The sequence below is a fragment of the Bacillus sp. LR--39 genome (assembly GCF_053613335.1).
Genome location: NZ_JBSIOT010000124.1, coordinates 1 through 1,536 on the forward strand (window position 1 = coordinate 1; position 1,536 = coordinate 1,536).

Annotated in this window: 1 protein-coding gene and 1 pseudogene; both read right to left on the reverse strand. The window is 47.9% G+C overall.

All coding sequences use genetic code 11. From position 1 onward, the window contains the following. Window positions 1-221: pseudogene (locus ACWHAR_RS20980) on the reverse strand (glucosamine-6-phosphate deaminase); the annotation flags it as partial. Further along, a complete protein-coding gene (gene nagA / locus ACWHAR_RS20985; RefSeq protein WP_452087711.1) occupies window positions 218-1,408 on the reverse strand; it encodes an N-acetylglucosamine-6-phosphate deacetylase in 1,191 nt (396 codons plus the stop codon). The pseudogene ACWHAR_RS20980 and the gene nagA, both read right to left, overlap by 4 nt. Between the last annotated feature and the right edge of the window lie 128 nt (window positions 1,409-1,536).

The following is a 1,536-nucleotide window of genomic DNA, read 5'->3' on the forward strand; positions in this document are numbered from 1 at the left end:
CTTGAAAGTCCGGCGTACTCATCCAAATTAACTGTAGTGACGTTTTGAAATGAGAGATTCTCAGTTTGGTGCAGGCGAATCAGCTCGCGATACGTGCATTCCGGTGTGCCGCCTGTCGCTAAACCAAGAACGGCATCAGGTTTTTCCTTGATTGTATCTGCCGTTATTCTGGCTGCTTTTTGGCTTAGCTCTTCATATGATTGACATTCCATTACTTTCATATCTGGTCAGCCTCCTTGGATATAAATGCAATGTTTCCGCGGCAAATGGTGAGAATCACCTCGCAATCACTGCTGACAATCACCAAATCTGCATCTTTTCCCACAGTCAAACTGCCTTTTCGGTCAAAGATGCCCAGCTGTTTGGCCGCGTTTGCAGAAGTTATATTAGCTATATCCGTCCAAGAGCAATTTGTAAACTCACGCATATGCCGTGCGCCTTCGTTCATTTTGAGGATCGAACCGGCAAGGGTTCCGTCTGAAAGAAGAGCTGTTCGTCCTCTTACCGTCACACTTTGGCCGCCGAACTCATATACGCCGTCTTTCAGGCCTTTTGCCCTCATGGAATCGGTAATTAAAATGAGCTTGCTGCTGCCTTTCGCCAAAAAAGCAAGCTTTGCAGCTAAAGGATGGGAGTGAACGCCATCGGCGATAAGCTCTGTCACAAACCCATCATGGGCCAGCGCCGTTCCGATCACTCCGGGCTCTCGGTGATGAAACGGGCTCATCGCGTTGTACAGATGGGTCATATGGCTCGCCCCTGCTTTTGCGGCATCCGACAGCAATGCGGAATCGGCATCCGTGTGCCCCATGGACGCGATAATCGATTCGTCTTTCAAATGGCGGATCAGTTCAAAATGCTGATCCTCCTCCGGCGCAAGTGTAACAATTTTGATTAGTCCGCCCGCCTCCTGCTGCCACTTTTTGAAAAGCGCAACATCCGAAGGCCTAATCCACTCCTTTGGCTGCGCTCCGGCTCTTTTAGGCGAAACAAAGGGGCCCTCTAAATGAATGCCGAGCAGTTCTGCACCTAATAAAGAGGACTCTTCAGCCGCTTTCCAATCTCTTGCGTTCACCAAAGCTTGAGAAATGTTCCCATGCTCTTGGGTAATCGTTGTGGCTAAAAAGCTCGTCGTGCCTTCTTCGGGCAGTCTTGACGACATGATGTCGAGCGTGGAAAAGCTAGCATCCATTGTATCTGCGCCATAGCCGCCGTGGATATGAATGTCAATCATGCCGGGAAGCAAAACGGAATCCGCAGGTGCTTGAATCTCTTTTGAATATGACTCCTTGGGCCGTTCTGTTGAGACTGTGCTGATTTTTCCGTCATTGATTCCGACATAGCCGTTTTTGATTACTTCATTTTCTGTCACGATCGCAATGTCTTTGATAAGAAGACTCTCTGCCATAGATGATCCGCCTTTCTGGAATTTGAATACCTTTATTTTACTCTTTTTCAGACTAGTGATCTAGACCAGCTGAGGTGTTTTCCCCCCCTTTTATAAAATCTGTTTTAGGTTCAAGCCTGAAAGTGATA